Origin of the sequence: Streptomyces sp. 2114.4, assembly GCF_900187385.1 — a bacterium.
GTDB lineage: Bacteria > Actinomycetota > Actinomycetes > Streptomycetales > Streptomycetaceae > Streptomyces > Streptomyces mooreae.
In genome coordinates, this window is the sequence record NZ_FYEY01000001.1 from 5,313,144 (window position 1) to 5,327,842 (window position 14,699).

The following is a 14,699-nucleotide window of genomic DNA, read 5'->3' on the forward strand; positions in this document are numbered from 1 at the left end:
TCGGGCATCCGAGGGTTTTCTCCGGTCTTCGGAGCAGGGGCGGTCGCCGCCGAAGTGCGGTACCTCCCCCTTTGCGCTCTGATGTGGCTAGGCATGATCCGGACCTGAGGAGGCGTCATGCGGAGAGCCACGCGTGCGAGGTGGGGCGGCTGTGCCGTCGTCGTCGCTCTCGTGGCCACGGCCTGCGGAGGCGGGGCCGGCGCAAGCCGCTCCGGGGTGGTCAGCTCGTCCTGGGGCGATCCGCAGAATCCGCTGGAGCCGGCGAACACCAATGAGGTCCAGGGCGGCAAGGTTCTGGAGATGCTGTTCCGGGGGCTCAAGCGCTACGACCCGAAGACCGGCGCGGCGGAGAATGTGATCGCCGACCGCATCGAAACGAAGGATTCGCGGAATTTCACGGTGACGCTGAAGAAGGGCTGGACCTTCAGCAATGGTGAAAAGGTCACGGCCCGGTCCTTCGTGGATGCCTGGAACTACGGTGCGCTGCTGAGCAACAAGCAGAAGAACGCGGCATTCTTCTCCTATATCGACGGCTTTGCCCAGGTGCATCCGGACAGCGGCCACCCGCGGGCCAGGACCCTGTCGGGGCTGGTGGTGAAGGATGACCACACCTTCACCGTCAAACTCAACCAGAAATTCTCCAGCTGGCCCGACACCCTGGGGTACGCGGCCTTCATGCCGCTCCCGCAGGCATTCTTCCGCCATCACGACGCCTGGCTCGGGAATCCCGTCGGAAACGGCCCGTATCTCGTGGACTCCTATGACAAGGGGTCCGTGCTGCGGATGCGGAAATGGCAGAAGTACCCGGGTGACGATCCGGCACGCAACGGCGGGATCGACCTGCGGGTCTATACGGACAACAACACCGCCTACACCGATCTGCAGGCGGGCAATATCGATCTGGTCGACGATGTGCCGGCCGCGCAGCTCACACATGTGAAGACGGACCTCGGCGGCCGCTACATCAACCAGCCGGCCGGGATCATCCAGACCCTGACCTTCCCCATGTACGACAAGCGGTGGAACCACCCGGGCGCGGAGAAGCTGCGGCGCGGTCTGTCGATGGCCATCGACCGGAACCAGATCACCCGGGAGATCTTCCAGCGGACCCGCACCCCCGCCACCGACTGGACCTCGCCGGTACTGGGGGCGAAGGGCGGCTACAAGGCGGGGCTGTGCGGCGACGCCTGTGTGTTCAACCCGGCCAGGGCGAAGCAGCTGATCAAGGAGGGGGGCGGAATTCCCGGCGGGTCGATGACCCTCTCGTACAACGCCGATACGGGCTCCCACAAGGACTGGGTCGACGCCCTCTGCAACAGCGTCAACAAGTCACTGGGGGACGACAATGCCTGCGTCGGCAACCCGGTCGGGACCTTCGCCGACTTCCGGAACAAGATCACTGCCAGGCGGATGACCGGGCCGTTCCGGGCCGGCTGGCAGATGGACTACCCGCTGATCCAGAACTTCCTGCAGCCGCTGTACTACACCGACGCCTCCTCCAACGACGGAAAGTTCAGCAACCGCGCCTTCGACAAGCTGGTGAACGAGGCGAACGCGGCGACGGACACCCGCCGGGCCGTCGCGACCTTCCAGGACTCGGAGAAGATCCTCGCCCAGCAGATGCCGGCCATTCCGCTCTGGTACCAGAACGGCAGCGCCGGCTATTCCGACCGGATCAGCAACGTGTCACTGAATCCGTTCAGCGTGCCCGTCTACAACGAGATCAAGGTCAACTGACTGCGGTGTGAAGGAGGTTGACGCTCCATGGGACGCTATGTGATCCGGCGGCTGCTCCAGATGATCCCGGTGTTCATCGGCAGCACCTTCCTGATCTTCTTCATGGTCTACGCACTGGGCGACCCCGTGGCCGCGATGTTCGGCGACCGGGCCCCCGACCCCGCCACCGCCGCGCAGATCCGCCGCGACCTCTACCTCGACGAGCCGCTGTGGAAGCAGTATCTGCACTACATGGGCCAGATCTTCCAGGGGAACTTCGGCACCGCGTTCAACGGCCAGTCGGTCACCGAGCTGATGGCCTCCTCCTTTCCCGTCACGCTGCGGCTGACGGTCCTCGCCATCGTGATCGAGATGGTGGCGGGCATCGTGCTGGGGGTGTTCAGCGGGCTGCGCCGCGGCCGGGACGTCGACACCACGGTCCTCGTCCTCACGCTCGTCGTGGTGTCCATCCCGACGTTCGTCAGCGGCTATCTGCTGCAGTTCCTGTTCGGGGTGCAGTGGGGCTGGGCCGCGCCGTCCGTCGCCCCCGAAGCGCCACTGAACGAACTCCTGCTGCCGGGGCTGGTGCTGGCCCTGGTCTCGCTCGCCTATGTCACCCGGCTGACGCGGACCTCGATCGCGGAGAACGCCCGCGCCGACTACGTCCGTACGGCCGTGGCCAAGGGCCTGCCCCGGCGCCGGGTCATCACCCGGCATCTGCTGCGCAACTCGCTGATCCCCGTGGTCACCTTCATCGGCACGGATATCGGCGCCCTGATGGGCGGCGCGATCGTCACCGAGCGCATCTTCAACATCCACGGCGTCGGCTTCCAGCTCTACCAGGGAGTCCTGCGGCAGAACTCGCCGACCGTCGTGGGCTTCGTGACGATCCTGGTGCTGGTCTTCCTCCTGGCGAACCTCCTCGTCGACCTGCTGTACGCCGTCCTCGACCCGAGGATCCGCTATGCCTGAGCCCTACGTCCCCAAGGAAGCCATCGGCCACGGCGACGGCGGCTCCGCCGCGCTGGCCATCGGCGAGGCGGAGTCGCTGGAGCGGCGGCCCGGTGCGGCCCCGCCAAGCGCCGGACCGCCCGGCAAGGAGCCCGGCAAGCCCCGCAGCCTGTGGAGCGACGCCTGGCACGATCTCTACCGCAACCCCGTGTTCGTTCTCTCCGCGCTGGTCATCGTGTTCCTGGTGATCATCGCGATCTGGCCGCAGCTGATCGCCACCGGCAACCCGTACCGCGCGGACCTCGCCAAGGCACAGCAGGGCTCCCAGCCCGGCCACCCCTTCGGCTTCGACACCCAGGGCCGGGACGTCTACACCCGGGTGGTCTACGGGGCCCGCGCCTCCATCACCGTCGGCGTCTGCGCCACGACCGGCGCGGCGCTGCTCGGCAGCCTGCTGGGCGGGCTGGCCGGCTTCTTCGGCGGCTGGGGGGACAACCTGCTCTCCCGGCTCGCCGACATCTTCTTCGGCATCCCGGTGATCCTCGGCGGCCTGGTCTTCCTCTCGGTCGTCACCAGCAGCACGGTCTGGCCGGTGGTCGGCTTCATCGTGCTGCTCGGCTGGCCGCAGGTCTCCCGTATCGCCCGCGGCTCCGTCGTCACCGCCAAGCAGAACGACTACGTCCAGGCCGCACGGGCGCTGGGCGCCGGCAACGGACGGATGCTGCTGCGGCACATCGCGCCCAACGCCGTCGCACCGGTCATCGTCGTCGCCACCATCGCGCTCGGTACGTACATCGCGCTGGAGGCCACGCTCTCCTACCTCGGCGCGGGCCTGAAACCGCCCACCGTCTCCTGGGGCATCGACATCTCCACGGCCTCCACCTACATCCGCAGCGCGCCGCACATGCTGCTGTGGCCCGCGGGCGCACTGAGCATCACGGTGCTGGCGTTCATCATGCTCGGCGACGCGGTGCGCGACGCCCTCGACCCCAAGTTGCGCTGAGGAGCCGGAAGATGACGAACGAGGAAGCGGACCACAGGCCCGCCGGCGGCGGCACGGCGCTCGCGGAGCCGGCCCTGCTCGACGTGCGCGACCTGCGGGTCGAGTTCCGTACCCGCGACGGCGTGGCGAAGGCCGTCAACGGCGTCAGCTACCGGGTGGCGCCGGGGCAGACGCTGGCGGTGCTCGGGGAGTCCGGCTCCGGCAAGTCCGTGACCGCCCAGGCCGTGATGGGCATCCTCGACTCGCCGCCGGGGTTCGTCACCGGCGGCGAGATCATCTTCCAGGGGCGCGATCTGCTCACCCTGCGCAAGGAGGAGCGGCGGAAGGTCCGCGGCGCCAAGATGGCGATGATCTTCCAGGACTCGCTGTCCGCCCTGAACCCGGTCCTCACCGTCGGGGCTCAGCTCGGGGAGATGTTCGAGGTCCACGAGGGGATGTCCCGTAAGGATGCCCGCGGCAGGGCCGTGGAGCTGATGGAGCGGGTCGGCATTCCCGCGGCCCGCGCGCGGGTGGGCGACTATCCGCACCAGTTCTCCGGCGGGATGCGCCAGCGCATCATGATCGCGATGGCGCTGGCCCTCGGCCCCGACCTGATCATCGCCGATGAGCCGACCACGGCGCTGGACGTCACGGTCCAGGCGCAGGTGATGGACCTGCTGGCGGAGCTGCAGCGGGAACTCACCATGGGGCTGATCCTGATCACCCATGACCTCGGGGTGGTCGCGGACGTCGCCGACACCATCGCGGTGATGTACGCGGGCCGGATCGTCGAGACCGCCCCCGTCCACCAGCTCTACCGGGCGCCCGCGCACCCGTACACCCGCGGTCTGCTGGACTCCATCCCTCGGCTGGACCAGAAGGGGCAGCGGCTGTACGCGATCAAGGGCCTGCCGCCCAATCTGACCGCCATCCCGCCGGGCTGCCCCTTCCACCCGCGCTGTCCGCTGGCCCAGGACGTCTGCCGCACCGACCTCCCACCGCTCTACGAGGCCGGGCCAGGACGGGCCAGCGCCTGCCACTTCTGGAAGGAGACGCTTGATGGGGCCCGGTGAGGGCGGCACCCCGGCGGCCGGTGCCCCCGCGCCGCTGCTGGAGATCCGCGACCTGGTCAAACACTTCCCGCTCACCCAGGGCGTGCTGTTCAGGAAACAGGTCGGCGCGGTCCGGGCCGTCGACGGGGTCTCCTTCGACCTCCACCAGGGCGAAACGCTCGGCATCGTCGGCGAATCGGGCTGCGGCAAGTCCACGGTCGCCAAGCTCCTGGTCGGCCTGGAGCGGCCGACGGCAGGTCAGATCCGGTACCGCGGCGAGGACATCAGCACCCTCTCCGGGCGGGCCCTGCGGGCCGTACGCCGCAATATCCAGATGGTGTTCCAGGACCCCTACACCTCCCTGAACCCCCGGATGACCGTCGGCGACATCATCGGCGAGCCGTACGAGATCCACCCCGAGGTGGCCCCCAAGGGAGACCGCCGCAGAAGGGTCCAAGAACTCCTGGACGTGGTGGGGCTCAACCCCGAGTACATCAACCGCTATCCGCACCAGTTCTCCGGCGGCCAGCGCCAGCGCATCGGAATCGCCCGCGGCCTCGCGCTGCGCCCGGAGATCATCGTCGCTGACGAACCGGTCTCCGCGCTGGACGTCTCCGTCCAGGCACAGGTGGTCAACCTGCTGGAGCAGTTGCAGGACGAGTTCGACCTGTCGTACGTCTTCATCGCCCACGACCTGTCCGTCGTACGGCACATCTCCGACCGCGTCGCGGTGATGTACCTGGGCCGGCTCGTCGAGACCGGCACCGGCGAGCAGATCTACGAGCACCCCACCCACCCGTACACCCAGGCCCTGCTGTCCGCCGTCCCCGTCCCCGACCCGGACGCCCGCAGCCACCGCGAGCGCATCCTGCTGGCGGGCGACGTCCCCTCGCCCGCCGCCCCGCCCTCCGGCTGCCGCTTCCGCACGCGGTGCTGGAAGGCCCGGCAGCTGTGCGCGGAGGTCGTACCGGCGCTGGAAGTGCCGCCGGAATTCCGGGAGACGAAGGGGCCGGCCGGGCACGCCTCGGCGTGCCATTTCGCCGAGGAGCGGCAGGTGGTGGCGAGCGAGAGTGAGTGAGGAAAAGTCCGTCAATTCGCCGCATCAGCTGGCATAGCCGCCTGGAACGAGGAAAGTGCGGACCCGGAAAACCGCCTGGTCAATACTTGTTAAATGCGCACGCGAAGAAGATCGACTTCAGCTTGAATGGTCTCGTCGGTCGCCACCGGAAGGCGATCGGCGAGGCATTCCCGTGCAGGTGACCGCTGCACGGGAAAGGACAGGCGTGCATACGTCGCGAGAGCGGCGAAATGGGCGGACCTGTCGGTGCCGACCGAACAGAGACAAAAACAGAGGTACAACAGGGGGAATGATGAAGCGTAGCTTCGGTATGACCATCGCCGGTCTGGCGATGACCGGACTGGCGACTCTTGGTGCGACGTCGGCATCTGCCGCACCCGTCCAGGGTTTCAACATCAAGAACGTGGTATCCGGCAAGTGCCTCAAGTTCAATGGCTTCGACAAGCGCGTGACCGCGGTGAAGTGCAACACCGGTGATGCGAAGCAGAACTGGGCGAATTACCCCGGCGACGAGATTATCTCGGCGTATGCGAATCCGGCGGCGGGCCCCTGTCTGGTGACCAAGAAGAACAGCGGCGGCGCCGTCTACGCGAAGAAGTGCACCAGCGACCCGAGCACGTGGTCCGCGGCGTGGAGCGTGAACTCCTTCCACGACGGGGAGAAGGCCATCTACGGGAATGGCCTCGGCCGCTGCTTCCTCAAGGTGTCGGGGGGTAATGCGGTCTGCACCCCGGGCCACACCACCGAGCAGAAGTGGTGGGTGGCCGACTACAACTAGTCGGTACCTCTCCGGTACCGCTGCCCGGCCACACCGGAGCGGTACCGGCCGACGCGCTCAGCCTCTGCATCCGGAGCCGGCGTGTCCGCCTTCAGCCATCGGCCTGCCGGTACCGACCGGCAGGCCGATGCGCCTTTCCGGGCCGGACCAGCCCGTCGGCGCGGGCCCTTACGGCCGGAGCCCGCCTCCCGTAGGGGAAGCGGGCTCCGGCTCGTGCGGCTCGTCCGGCTTCGGGTTCGCGCGGTGGCCGGCTTCAGTCGGTCTTGCCGCCCTCGTCGGCCGGCTCGGCGTCCTCCATCGCGGCCAGCGCCGGGTCGAGGACGATGTCCTCGTCGCGGGCCGCGGTCGTCGGCTCCTCCGGGAAGTGGCAGGCCGTGAGATGGCCGCTCTTGTTGCCGGTGAGCTGAACGAGCGGCGGCTCCTCGGTCGCGCACTTGTCCTGTGCCTTCCAGCACCGCGTACGGAACCGGCAGCCGGAGGGCGGGTTGACGGGGGAGGGGACGTCACCGGCGAGGCGGATGCGTTCGCGGTCCTCCTCCTCGCTCTCCACCAGCTTGGCCTCCGGCACCGCCGAGAGCAGCGCATGGGTGTACGGGTGGCGCGGCCGGTTGTAGATCTCGTCGCGCGATCCGACCTCGACGATCTTGCCGAGGTACATCACCGCGACCCGCTCGCTGAAGTGCCGCACGATCGCCAGGTCGTGGGCGATGAACAGGAACGCGATGCCCAGCTCCCGCTGGAGCTTCTGGAGCAGGTTGATGACCTGCGCCTGGATGGAGACGTCGAGCGCGGAGACCGGCTCGTCGGCGATGATCAGCTTCGGCTCCAGGGCGAGCGCACGGGCCACCCCGATGCGCTGGCGCTGACCGCCGGAGAACTCGTGCGGGAAGCGGTTGTAGTGCTCCGGGTTGAGACCCACGGTCTCCAGGAGCTCCCGGATCCGCTTCTCCCGGCCACCGGGCGGATTGATCCCGTTGATCTCCATCGGGCCGTCGATGATGGTGCCCACCGTCTGCCGCGGGTTCAGCGAGGCGTACGGGTCCTGGAAGATCATCTGGATTTCGGAGCGGACCGGTGCCAGTTCCTTGCGGTTGGCGCGCGTGATGTCCTGGCCCGCGTACGTGATCTTGCCGGAGGTCGGCTCCATGAGCCGGGTGAGCAGCCGTCCGGTGGTGGACTTGCCGCAGCCCGACTCGCCGACCAGGCCGAAGCTCTCGCCCCCGTGCACGGTCAGGTCGACGCCGTCGACCGCCTGCACCGCGCCGACCTTCCGCTTGAACGGAAAGCCGCCGTAGATGGGGAAGTGCTTGGTCAGGCCCTCGGCGGTGAGCAGCGGCTCGCCCGGCGTGGGCGCGGCGTCGCGCGGCGCCGGGAGGGTGACGTGGTCTGTCATGGTGGTCGCTCCCTAGCCCAGCCGGGGCTTGATCTGCTCGGTGAAGAAGGTCTGCTTCTGCTCGGCGCTCAGGTGGCACGCGGCGGCGCGCCCCAGCTCCAGCAGCGGCCGCTCGTCGGTGCAGCGCGCACCGCCGACCTCGGACGTGAAGCCGCAGCGGGGGTGGAAGGCGCAGCCCGAGGGCGGGTTGAGCAGGCTCGGCGGGGAACCCGGGATCGGGTGCAGCGCCTCGCTGACGTCCGAGGACAGCCGCGGCATCGAGCTGAGCAGGCCCCAGGTGTACGGGTGGCGGGGCTGGGTGAGGATCTCCTTGACCGAACCCCGCTCCACGGCCCGGCCGGCGTACATCACCAGCAGCTTGTCCGCCGTGTTCGCGACCACGCCGAGGTCGTGGGTGATCAGGATGATCGCCGAGCCGAACTCCTGCTGGAGGTCCTTGAGCAGGTCGAGGATCTGCGCCTGGACGGTGACGTCCAGAGCGGTGGTCGGCTCGTCGGCGATCAGGAGCTGGGGGTTGCAGACCAGCGCCATGGCGATCATCGCGCGCTGGCGCATACCGCCGGAGAACTGGTGCGGATAGTCGTCCACCCGCAGGCCGGGCTGCGGGATGCCGACCTTGGTCAGCATCTCGATGGCGCGCTGCCGGCCCTCGCGCTTGCCGGCGCCGGTGTGCTTCATGAACGGCTCGGCGATCTGCCGGCCGACCGTGTAGTACGGCGACAGGGCGGTCAGCGCGTCCTGGAAGATCATGGCCATCTTGTTGCCGCGGAGCTTTTCCAGGGTCTTCTCCCGGGCTCCGGTCAGCTCGTCCCCGTCCAGGACGATTTCGCCGCCGATCGTGGTGGCCTTCGGGTTGTGCAGCCCCAGGATCGCGAGGTTGGTCACCGACTTGCCGGAGCCCGATTCACCGACGATGCCGAGCGTCTCGCCGCGTTCCAGATCGAAGGAGAGACCGTCGACCGCCTTGACGATGCCGTCCTCGGTGGAGAACCGCACATGCAGATCACGGACGGACAGGAAGGGGTCGGACCCGGCCGGCACCTCGGTGCCTTCGGTCTTGGTGAGTGTGGTCACTTCAGGCTCTCCTAGGACAGGCGCACGCGCGGGTCGATGAAGGCGTACGTCGCATCCACGATGATGTTGCAGATCAGGATCAGGGCGGCGCTGAAGAGCATCACGCCCATCACCATGGGCAGGTCGAGGGTGGTGACCGAGTCGACCGCCAGCCGGCCGAGTCCCGCCAGCTGGAAGGTGAACTCGGTGATCATCGCGCCGCCGAAGAGCGTTCCCAGATCCACACCGAGGATGGTGACGATCGGGATCAGCGAACCGCGCCAGGCGTACCGCAGGAAGACATAACGCCCCGGCATGCCCTTCGCCTTGGCGGTGCGGACGTGCTCCTCCTGAAGCTGCTCGATCATCGTTGAGCGCGCCATACGGGTGTACTGCGCGGTGAAGATCGTCGCCATCACCAGCCACGGGATCAGCAGGCCCATGAACCAGCCGGCCGGGTCGCTGCTGAGTTCCACGTACTGGGGAGCGGCCATGATGCCGCTGTAGACGAAGATGCCCAGCACGACGGGGCCGAGGATGTAGATCTGCACCGAGCTGAGGACCATCGACACACCGGTGACCGTCTTGTCCAGCAGCGAGCCGCGCTTCCAGGCCGCGAGCAGACCGGCGCCCAGGCCGATCACCAGGAACGCCACGGCACCGCCAAGGGCCAGCGACGCGGTGAGCGGCAGCCGGTCCATCATCGTGGACCAGACGTCCTGCTTGGTGGCGAAGGAGTAGCCGAAGCAGGGGGCGCTGCAGTGGCCCAGGGAGAAGTCGCGGCCCGCGAAGATACCGGCGAGGAAGTGCCAGTACTGGACCGGCACGGGCTGGTCCAGGCCCAGGTTCTGGCGGATCAGCTCGACGTTGCCGGCGGTGCAGTTCTTGCCGCACGCCATCAACGCGGGATCGCCCACCGAGAAGAAGACGAAGAAGGTGAAGGCGCTCAGCAGGAGGAGGATGACGACCGCGCCGAGCGTCCGGCGAAGTAGAAAGGGAAGCATGACAGTTCGCTGCTCTCAGGACGGCGGCTGCAGTGGGGTGAGGGGTAGCGGGAAGGCTCCGGAGTGCGCGCACCGCCATGCACGCGCACTCCGGAATGCCTTCTACAGGTGCTTGCTTCTGCTTACTTCTTGATGAACAGGGTGTTCACGTCGAGGTAGTTGGTGTCCGTGTTGTAGCGGACACCGCCGATCTTCGAGCCGTACAGCTGGAGCAACTTGACGTAGAACACCGGGACGGCCGGGTTGACCTTCTCCACGATGTAGTGGTGGAGCTTCTGCCACTCCGCGGTCTGCTTCTTCACGTCCGGGATCTGCTGGATGCGCTTGATCTCGTCGGTGACGTGCTGGTCCCGGATGTGCGAGTAGTTGGTGGCGCCGTCCTCGATGGTGCTGCCGTCGTAGGACGGCGGGATGACGGTCGAGGCGTCCGGCCAGTCCTGGCCCCAGCCGGTCAGATAAACGTCGAAGCCGTTCTTGACCTTGCCCATCTGCTGGTACCAGGAGGAGGAGTCGACCTCCTTCTTCTGGACGTTGAAGCCGGCCTGGGTCAGCCCGTTGGCGATGGCGACGGCCTCGTTCTGCCGGATCTCGGTGTTGGCGTAGGCGTAGACGAGCTTCATGCCCACCTTGCCGGCTTCCTTGAGGAGCTTCTTGGCCTTCTCCGGGTCGCCGTTCGGCTTCTTCAGCTTGCCGTAGGGGTCGTAGCCCTTCTCGTAGCCCGCGACGGTCGGGGAGAGCAGACCGCCGGCGACCTCACCGCCGTAGCTGCCGCCCTCGATCCGGACGACCTGCTGGCTCGGCACGGCGTAGGTTATGGCGTCACGGATCCGCTTGTCCTTGATGCGGTCCATGTTCATGTTCAGCTGCCAGACGTAGGGCTGGTAGCCCTGCACCAGGCGCTTGCTGGCGCTGGGGTCGTCCAGCACCTGCTTGGTCAGCGTCGGCTCCACGGCGTTGGTGAAGCTGATGGCGGTCTTGTCCTCGCCCTGGTCGGCCTTCAGCCGCTTGGTGGAGTCGGAGAACTGGTGGTTGAAGGAGATGTTGTAGCCGTCGACGTACTGGTGGCGCGACGGGTCGGTCTTGGGGTCCCAGTTCTTGTTCCGCACCAGCTGCATGGACTTGCCGGCCTTGAACGACGCGATCTTGTACGGGCCGCTGGTGACCGGCGCGACGTCGTAGTTGTCCTTGGTGTCCTTGGCGCTGTCCGGGACTGCGCTGTAGCCCGCCATCGCCAGCGCGTAGGGCAGCTGCGTCTGCGGCTTCTTGAAGTGGAAGACGACGGTTTTGTCGTCCGGGGTGTCCAGCACTGACTTGGGCAGGTGGTCGCCCTTGTACGGGCCGTCCGGCAGCGCCTTGCGGTAGCTCGTGCCCCCGCCCGACAGCCACTGCTGGATGTAGGTGGGACCCTCGTTGACGAACGGGGCGTACATGCGCTCGATGGAGTGCCGGATGTCCTTCGAGGTGATCGGCTTGCCGTCCTCGAACTTGATGCCGTCCTTGAGCGTGTACTTCCAGGTCTTGCCGCCGTCGGACATCTGGCCGGCGTCGGTGGCGAGGTCACCGACGAGGGTCTTGTTGCCCTTGTCGTCCTGCGTGTAGGTGGTCAGGCCTCGGAAGATCAGCTTGGCCAGGTCGCCCACGTCGCTGACGTACTGCTGAGCCGGGTCCAGGTGGTTGAAGCTGTCCCGCTGGTAGACGGTGATGGTGCCGCCGTTGCGTGCACCCGCGACCGCGGCCGCGGGCCCGTTGGACTGGGCCGCGGTGCCGAGCGGCACCACCTTCGACTGTGCGGCCGCGTCCTTGTCGGTCTGCGCCTTGTCGTTGCCCGAGCCGCTGCCGCCGCTGCAGGCGGTGAGCGTGAGTGAACCGGCCGCCAGGGCCACGATCACGGCGCGGGTTCTACGCGTGGAGAGTGTATTCATGAGGATGCATGCACCTGCCTGTCAGTCGTTGTCCAGATGGTGCTGTCTGACGCATCCGGTACGCGACCGGTGTGGGGGGCCGACAGCTGGCCCTTTTCACGTGGACGATCAGCGTCCGGACTTGGGATCGAAGGCGTCCCGGACCGAGTCCCCGAGCAGGTTGAAGCAGAGCACGAAGATCACCATCGCGGCGCCGGGGAAGAGCAGGAAGGTCGGGTCGCCCTCGTACACCTGGCCGGCCGTGTGGAACAGCCGGCCCCAGTCGGGGGTCGGCTCCAAGATGCCGACGCCCAGGAAGGACAGGCCGGCCTCCGCCGTCACGAACAGCGGGAGCATGTAGGTGCTCTGCACCAGGATCGGGGTCACCACATTGGGCAGCAGTTCCTTGCTGATGATCCGCCAGGGGGAGGCGCCGGCGACCCTCGCCGCCTCGACGAAGTCCCGTTCCCGTAGGGACATCACCTGCCCGCGCAGCAGACGGGCCAGGCCCATCCAGCCCAGCGCCCACTGCACGAGGATCAGCGCGATCACCCGGACGTAGGTGGGGGTCTCGTCGCCCGGCGGCACGAAGAGCGCGACCACCACGGGCATGAACGCCACGAACGTCAGCTGGCTGGGGAAGGCGAGCAGGAAGTCGATGACCCGGCCGGCCCAGTAGTCGGTCTTGCCTCCCACATAGCCCGCCGTGATGCCGATGATGGTGCCGGTGACGACCACGAGGACGGTGACCGCCAGAGAGATCCCCAGTGAGGTCCGAATGCCGTAGATCAGCTGGGTGAACAGGTCGCGGCCCAGGCGCGGTTCGATGCCGAACCAGAAATCTCCGGAGATGCCGCCGTTGGGGCCCGCCGGGTAACTGAACTCGTCCAGCAGGCTGGGGTCTTCGCCGCCGTAGAGGGTGTACGGATCCTTGCCGTAGAGGGAGGAGATCACCGGCGCCAGCGCCGCGATGACGAAGAAGGCGATCACGACGATCGCGCACACCACGCCCGTGCGGTCGCGCTTGAAGCGCATCCACATCAATTGGCCGGGGGATCGGCCGACGAGCTCACCGCCCTTGCTCTTCTTTTCCTTCTTCAGACCCTGCGGCCCGAGTCCTGGAGCGTCGGACTCTGTAGCCGCGGTCTGGGATGGACTAGTCATCGCGAAGTGCCCCCGCGCCGAGTTCTCTTGGAACATGAAGCGGCACCGAATGCACCGCTGGATGAGCGGACTTTCGCAAGTGATTTGTGGCGGAGTCAAGGGGATCGGGTGTGCTCGCGAACAGGTCGTCTACTTCTTGAGCGAACGTTGCGCAAGTTGACGCCACGGCGTGCTTGACAGGCGGGCGCGATATGCGTCATGGGAGACATATCGGTACGAACGTCTTTAACATGAAGGCAACTTCACTGTCGCAACACCGATATACGGACGCGCCATGATGAACAACGTACGGCCGTGCGGGTGCCGTAGACCGGCCGGAGCGCCAGATGGCGTTCCGGCCGGTTGCTGCTTTGCGCACATTTCGTCCGGCGCTGACGGCGGCTCTGTTGTCCCCGCGCCGGGTCTGGAGTAGACCTGCGGGTGGGCGCCCTCCACGGGGCCGCCCGGGACCACCCAGTACATCGACACGGACGGGGGCTGGCCGTGTCCACAACGCGGGACGGCGTTCTCACCCGCGGCGCACGCGGCACCGGTGCGCTGGTCTGTCTGCTGCTCGCGCTGCTCACCGCGGGCTGGATCATCCGGGACCTGACGATCGCCCAGCACCGCGCGGACGTGTGGTGGACCTGGCTGGGAGAGGCCCGCCGGCCGCGGGAGTTCACCGCCTGGGCGACCTCGGCGCTCGACCCGCTGCTGACGCTCGGCGCGCTCGTCGTCGCCCTCGCCACGGTGCGCACCACCGTCCTGTCGTCCGTGGCCGCGGGCGCACTGCTCTCCCTGGCGGCCGCCACCGCACTGCTGCGCCTCCCGCTGGTGTGGATGCTGGGCGCCGGCTGGCTCCAGGGGCTGGACAGCTCACTCACGGCGCGGGCCCGGCTGACCGCGCTCACCCAGCTCGCCCTGGCGGTCGCATTGATCGTGGTGGTCGTGGCGGGCCGGCGGCGGGGCGGCCGGGCGGACCGGTACGCGCGCCACGCCGTGCGCGGGCTGCCTCAGGAGGCGTCCTCGGCGTACGGAGTGGTCCATGCGGTGCCGTCCGGAGCGGGCCCCGAGCGGCCCGGCCGGCCGTACAAGGGGGCAGCCATCACGACTGGCGTGCTCCTGGGCGCCGCCGGATTCGTCGTGGCCGGCTGGGAGATCTACTGGCAGCAGCGGCTTGACGGGGACGTCTACCGCAAGGGGCTGCTCGGGGACGCGTCCGTCTTCCGCGCCCTGCTGCAGCCTCCGGTGCACTGGCAGGCGGCGGCCCTCGCGCTGCTGGCCCTGGGGGCCGCGGCCGCCGTACTGCGCCGCGCGCCCTGGGCCCGGCCCGCGGCGATGACGGCCGCCGCCCTGCTGCTGGTGCACGGCGCCGTGGCGCTCGTCTTCGCCGTACGGACCGGGGAGTTCGGCCGGCTCGGCGCGCTGCCGGTACCGGCCCGGCTGGAGGTGGGCACCGCGGCCTTCGTGGCGGCCGCCGCACTGGCCGCGCTGATCGCGGCGGCCCGGCCCGGCGCACCGGATGCCTCCCACCCCACGGACGGTGTGCTGGCGTACGGCTCCGCCCCGGGCGAGGCGCGGCCGCCGCACGCCCCGCCCCCGCCGTCCAGGCTGCCGCCCGGTTGGTGAGACGCCGTCGGGGGGCGTG

General features: G+C 68.1%; 12 protein-coding genes. 7 read left to right on the forward strand and 5 right to left on the reverse strand.

Going from position 1 to position 14,699, the window contains the following annotated elements; genetic code table 11:
• Positions 1-117 precede the first annotated feature (117 nt).
• The 6 genes from CFW40_RS23525 to CFW40_RS23550 all read left to right on the forward strand — a co-directional run bounded on the left by CFW40_RS23525 (position 118) and on the right by CFW40_RS23550 (position 6,557).
• Entirely contained in the window at positions 118-1,737 is a 1,620-nt protein-coding gene (locus CFW40_RS23525; RefSeq protein ID WP_088799747.1) for an ABC transporter substrate-binding protein, read from the forward strand.
• A gap of 27 nt (positions 1,738-1,764) precedes the next feature.
• Positions 1,765-2,688, forward strand: coding sequence for an ABC transporter permease (locus CFW40_RS23530; protein ID WP_088799748.1), 924 nt, complete (start codon positions 1,765-1,767; stop codon positions 2,686-2,688).
• Complete coding sequence (locus CFW40_RS23535) at positions 2,681-3,670, forward strand: ABC transporter permease (RefSeq protein WP_088799749.1); 990 nt, start codon at positions 2,681-2,683, stop codon at positions 3,668-3,670. The genes CFW40_RS23530 and CFW40_RS23535 overlap by 8 nt, the downstream gene beginning before the upstream one ends.
• 11 nt (positions 3,671-3,681) lie before the next feature.
• Complete coding sequence (locus tag CFW40_RS23540) at positions 3,682-4,722, forward strand: ABC transporter ATP-binding protein (RefSeq protein WP_176956401.1); 1,041 nt, start codon at positions 3,682-3,684, stop codon at positions 4,720-4,722.
• Positions 4,709-5,779, forward strand: a complete 1,071-nt coding sequence (locus tag CFW40_RS23545) for an ABC transporter ATP-binding protein (protein WP_088799750.1) — start codon at positions 4,709-4,711, stop codon at positions 5,777-5,779. The genes CFW40_RS23540 and CFW40_RS23545 overlap by 14 nt, the downstream gene beginning before the upstream one ends.
• A gap of 289 nt (positions 5,780-6,068) precedes the next feature.
• On the forward strand, positions 6,069-6,557 hold the full coding sequence (locus CFW40_RS23550) for a ricin-type beta-trefoil lectin domain protein (protein WP_107440472.1): 489 nt from the start codon (positions 6,069-6,071) through the stop codon (positions 6,555-6,557).
• 253 nt (positions 6,558-6,810) lie between these two features.
• Here the strand turns inward: CFW40_RS23550 and CFW40_RS23555 are convergent, their stop codons facing one another.
• From CFW40_RS23555 to CFW40_RS23575, 5 genes are all read right to left on the reverse strand, one after another.
• The gene (locus CFW40_RS23555; RefSeq protein WP_088799752.1) at positions 6,811-7,950 is read right to left on the reverse strand and encodes an ABC transporter ATP-binding protein; all 1,140 of its coding nucleotides are present in this window, start codon (positions 7,948-7,950) and stop codon (positions 6,811-6,813) included.
• 12 nt (positions 7,951-7,962) lie between these two features.
• Positions 7,963-9,024 carry an ABC transporter ATP-binding protein gene (locus CFW40_RS23560; RefSeq protein ID WP_088799753.1) on the reverse strand — a complete coding sequence of 354 codons (1,062 nt, stop codon included), beginning with the start codon at positions 9,022-9,024 and terminating at the stop codon, positions 7,963-7,965.
• 11 nt (positions 9,025-9,035) lie between these two features.
• On the reverse strand, positions 9,036-10,007 hold the full coding sequence (locus CFW40_RS23565; RefSeq protein ID WP_088799754.1) for an ABC transporter permease: 972 nt from the start codon (positions 10,005-10,007) through the stop codon (positions 9,036-9,038).
• 122 nt (positions 10,008-10,129) lie between these two features.
• Positions 10,130-11,929, reverse strand: a complete 1,800-nt coding sequence (locus CFW40_RS23570; protein ID WP_176956400.1) for an ABC transporter substrate-binding protein — start codon at positions 11,927-11,929, stop codon at positions 10,130-10,132.
• Positions 11,930-12,037: 108 nt separating this feature from the next.
• Positions 12,038-13,072, reverse strand: a complete 1,035-nt coding sequence (locus tag CFW40_RS23575; RefSeq protein WP_088802327.1) for an ABC transporter permease — start codon at positions 13,070-13,072, stop codon at positions 12,038-12,040.
• Positions 13,073-13,555: 483 nt separating this feature from the next.
• On the opposite strand from CFW40_RS23575, the gene CFW40_RS23580 reads away from it, so the two are divergent.
• Entirely contained in the window at positions 13,556-14,680 is a 1,125-nt protein-coding gene (locus tag CFW40_RS23580; RefSeq protein WP_088799756.1) for a hypothetical protein, read from the forward strand.
• The last annotated feature ends 19 nt before the right edge of the window (positions 14,681-14,699 follow it).

Excerpts from the sequence above, each read along its gene's own strand:
- CFW40_RS23525 (WP_088799747.1), top strand. The coding sequence starts at position 118 with ATGCGGAGAGCCACGCGTGCGAGGTGGGGCGGCTGTGCCGTCGTCGTC.
- CFW40_RS23530 (WP_088799748.1), top strand. The coding sequence starts at position 1,765 with ATGGGACGCTATGTGATCCGGCGGCTGCTCCAGATGATCCCGGTGTTC.
- CFW40_RS23535 (WP_088799749.1), top strand. The coding sequence starts at position 2,681 with ATGCCTGAGCCCTACGTCCCCAAGGAAGCCATCGGCCACGGCGACGGC.
- CFW40_RS23540 (WP_176956401.1), top strand. The coding sequence starts at position 3,682 with ATGACGAACGAGGAAGCGGACCACAGGCCCGCCGGCGGCGGCACGGCG.
- CFW40_RS23545 (WP_088799750.1), top strand. The coding sequence starts at position 4,709 with ATGGGGCCCGGTGAGGGCGGCACCCCGGCGGCCGGTGCCCCCGCGCCG.
- CFW40_RS23550 (WP_107440472.1), top strand. The coding sequence starts at position 6,069 with ATGATGAAGCGTAGCTTCGGTATGACCATCGCCGGTCTGGCGATGACC.
- CFW40_RS23555 (WP_088799752.1), bottom strand. The coding sequence starts at position 7,950 with ATGACAGACCACGTCACCCTCCCGGCGCCGCGCGACGCCGCGCCCACG.
- CFW40_RS23565 (WP_088799754.1), bottom strand. The coding sequence starts at position 10,007 with ATGCTTCCCTTTCTACTTCGCCGGACGCTCGGCGCGGTCGTCATCCTC.
- CFW40_RS23570 (WP_176956400.1), bottom strand. The coding sequence starts at position 11,929 with ATGAATACACTCTCCACGCGTAGAACCCGCGCCGTGATCGTGGCCCTG.
- CFW40_RS23575 (WP_088802327.1), bottom strand. The coding sequence starts at position 13,072 with ATGACTAGTCCATCCCAGACCGCGGCTACAGAGTCCGACGCTCCAGGA.